The sequence below is a fragment of the Bacillus sp. 05T31 genome (assembly GCF_056396725.1).
The window spans coordinates 1-3,694 of record NZ_JBFTMA010000443.1 but is presented as its reverse complement, the minus strand read 5'-3'; the positions used below and the strand labels follow the sequence as shown (position 1 = coordinate 3,694).

The following is a 3,694-nucleotide window of genomic DNA, read 5'->3' as shown; positions in this document are numbered from 1 at the left end:
TTCTTAACCTGCTTTCATTCTATCTGGAAGTTTTATACTGAATGTTAATGTACTGTAAAGATTAAATTAAAAAATCTCTAATAAACTATTTATTTCTATAGATTTTTTCTATAGTTAGAAGAAAAAGGGGCAAATTTATCATGAATCTCTTAAAATTAGAAATTGTAGTGCTTATTAAGAAATACAAAAAGCTTACTATTGTTGCAGAAAAACTTGGCGTTAAACAACCTACTATTACGTTTCATATAAAAAGCTTAGAAGAGGAACTTGGTGTGCCTTTATTTGAATTACGTTCCGGAAGGTATTTCTTAACAGAAGCTGGCGAGGCATTGCATCATTATGCTTGTAAAATAGATGCACTTATGAAAGAAGCTAGGCGGGTCACACAAGAGTTTAAAGATTTTAATAAAGGCGCCATAACAATTGGTGCTAGTTATGTACCMGCGACTTATCTTTTACCAGAAGTTGTTCACCAATTTCAATGCGAATTTCCAAATATAAAAATAACACTCATAGTAAAAACAGCTCCTGAAATTCGAACGATGCTACAAAATCATGAAATTGATCTCGGGGTAATTTCTGCGGCACCGTTTGACGAACCACTTCTAAAACAAATGAATGTAATGCCTGATACACTTGTTCTTGCCTTTTCCAAAGAACATCATCTTTCTAAAAGAACAAATGTATCATTACAAGATATCGAAAAAGAACGTATATTATTGCATCGTAACCCATCTACAACGAGAGATTTACTTACACAATGGACGTTAGCACATAACATTACATTCCAATCAGAAATTGAACTAGATTCATTAGAAACGATGAAACAAATTTTAAAATATGGTAATGGGGTTGCCTTTATTTCAAAACTTGCTATTGAGCAAGAAGTACAACGAAATGAGCTATGCTATATACCGATCCCTGATTTTGAATTTCAGCGTAATATTTATACCATTCATCATGAGGACAGATGGAATTCTAAAATAATTTCTTTTTTACTACATAGCATTACTTCTTTTGCAGAAAAAAATTAAAAGGCTGTCGTTATACACGACAGCCTTTTAAACTATAACTCTATTTGTTTTTCTTATCCTCAATTTTTGCTTGTGCCTCTTCAGCCTTATCTAATGCTTCTGAAACTTTTTTCTCTTTTTCTTTTACATCATCTATACTATCAACAGCTTTAATTAATTTATCGATTCCTTCTTCATTTACCTTTTTTCGTTTCGCTACTCTTTCATTTACTTTCTCTTCCACATCTTTTGCTTTTTGAAGCATATTCTCTGCATTTGATGTCACAGCTTTTTCAAGTGCATCATCTTTTTTCTTTTGTAACACTTCATTTGCAATATCTTTCGTTTCTAAATACTTACCGTCTTTTAATGCTGTCGCACCGCGATCTAGTAACTGAGCGACTTCTTTATATGCCTTCGCTTCATTTCCTGATTTTTCTTTTTCCGCTTTTTCAAACCACATAATCGCATCACTATATTTTTCATTTTTCAATGATTGCATACCTGTTTCAATATACGTGTCATAATTACTACATCCAGTCATTACGACTAACAGAAAAAGCATTACAAAACTTAATTTTCTCATGATGTTTTCTCCTTTTCTTTGCCTGCTCACTTTACTGTAACATACATGAAAAGGAGTTTCAAAAACTAAAATACTAATTTGGTCATTTTTATTATTTCCAGTCAATTTTTTATTACTTTCTTATTTTTAGGCCGACACATCCACTTGCTTTTTCGCCACTTGCTTTCTTACTCCAACTAATACAACTAATAATAACCCTCCACCTAATGTCATCATAACAATGCTAGTCGGTAACATATCTAATAATAATCCATATACAATCATTCCAAGCGGTGCGATTGCAGTAGAAATTGTTTCAAGTAGACCGAATACACGTCCTAAATAGTTTGGATCTGTCGTCTTTTGCATATGTACTTGCATCGGGATATTTACAACCATCATTGATATACCAGTTAAAATCATAAAAGTGATATAGTAAATAAAACTTGCTACTTTCGGAATGATAACTAACAACGGAAAGACTGTGCATAAACTCAAGCCCGCAAATAAAAACAGTCCAATATAAACAGAGCGAAACGGATTATTCACTTCTTTACGTACTGATAAAACAATTGCACCAATTAGCATCCCGACTGCTAACATTCCCTCTACAACACCGAGTTGCTTCGAGGATAAATGCAAATTTTTAATAATAATATATGGAAGCGAAACGAAAAGTGCACTCGCAAAAAAGTTTACGCCTACTGCAATTTTCATTAAACCATATATTTCATGCTGTCGTTTCACATATGAAAAACCTTCTTTTATACTCGTCAAGAAATGCTCTTTACTTTCGGCCAATTCTTTTTTATATAAATCAAATACGATGAATAATTGTACAATAACTGCTAAAAAGAATGTAATACTATTTAACAGGAAAAATGTTTTGATTGAAAAGAAACCAAATACAACTCCTCCAATAATCGGCGCTAAAATATTCGATAAAGATGATGCCGTCTGATTTAAAGCACTCGCTTTTTGAATACGCTCCTCATCTACTAAATTAGGAATAGACGAAGTTAATGAAACAGAATAAAAACTTGCACAAATTGATAATAATGCCGCTGATACATAAATAAACAGAAGTGATGGTCCAAATATAGTAGCAAGAATAAACATGATAAGCATTGTTAAGCTACTTAATAAATCAGTGCCAATTACAAGCCATCTTCGGTTCACACGGTCAGCTACAGCACCTGCAATTGGGCCACAGATCATTCTTGGTATTGATCCGCAAATAAGAGTAGTTGCAAACCCCATTCCTGAACCAGTTGTCTTTAATAYGTATAATCCCATTGCAAACGTATAAATACCCGCCCCTAACAAGGACGTCATTTTTCCAATCATCATTAAAATAATATTTCTCGTTGCAATCTTCATTTTCCAATCATTTTGACCTATACTTACATCCCCCATTATGACACTCTCCCTTTAAAAGTTAAATTGTGCTAAACTTATTATATATACAACTTTCCAATTTTTACAACGAAAAGTTTAATTACATTTAACTTTTTGATTATAAAGGAGCATATGATGGCTACTCTCGGCGAGAAAATTAAAACGTTACGAAAAGAAAAAAAGCTTACTCAAACTGAATTAGCAGGTTCAGAACTGACAAAAAGTATGTTAAGTCAAATTGAAAATGGAAAAGCTACACCTTCCATGAAAACATTACAATACATCGCTGAAAAACTTGGATGCGAAACGAGTTTTTTACTAGAAGAAGATGATGTAGAAATTGTAGAAATCATTCAACAAATGGAACAACTAATAAAGGCAAATAAATGTGATGAAGTATATGAGACTTTACTACCTATCGTTCAAAAAGAGCTACCTTCTACTTTAAATACCGCTCGTTTATATAAACAATTTGTAACAGCTGCGGCGATTATGAAAGATTACAACATTGAATATTACGTTGAAAAGGCTACTTCTATTTTTGAAAAATATACGTTATACCGGGACAGTACGGAAACAAAATTAAAATTATCCTTTACGATATTCACACGTAAAAAGTATGGTGAATGTTTACAACTTATAGCTAGTATTAGAAATGATTATGAGGAGAAACATTTAGAAATGGATCTCATTATACATATCGAGTTATGTTTATATG

Annotated in this window: 4 protein-coding genes; 2 read left to right on the top strand and 2 right to left on the bottom strand. The window is 32.3% G+C overall.

Annotated elements, in window-relative coordinates:
* The first annotated feature begins 140 nt into the window (after positions 1–140).
* A complete protein-coding gene (locus AC1DJR_RS21440; protein ID WP_002126660.1) occupies positions 141–1,034 on the top strand; it encodes a LysR family transcriptional regulator in 894 nt (297 codons plus the stop codon).
* Positions 1,035–1,074: 40 nt separating this feature from the next.
* Here AC1DJR_RS21440 and AC1DJR_RS21435 read toward each other — a convergent pair whose 3' ends face one another.
* Both AC1DJR_RS21435 and AC1DJR_RS21430 read right to left on the bottom strand, forming a co-directional pair.
* Positions 1,075–1,599 carry an outer membrane protein assembly factor BamD gene (locus AC1DJR_RS21435; protein WP_002086429.1) on the bottom strand — a complete coding sequence of 175 codons (525 nt, stop codon included), beginning with the start codon at positions 1,597–1,599 and terminating at the stop codon, positions 1,075–1,077.
* Between the two features lie 126 nt (positions 1,600–1,725).
* A complete protein-coding gene (locus AC1DJR_RS21430; protein WP_477003455.1) occupies positions 1,726–2,994 on the bottom strand; it encodes an MFS transporter in 1,269 nt (422 codons plus the stop codon).
* Between the two features lie 117 nt (positions 2,995–3,111).
* On the opposite strand from AC1DJR_RS21430, the gene AC1DJR_RS21425 reads away from it, so the two are divergent.
* Positions 3,112–3,694 (top strand): helix-turn-helix domain-containing protein (locus AC1DJR_RS21425; RefSeq protein WP_477003454.1); only part of this gene is annotated, 583 nt, incomplete at its 3' end.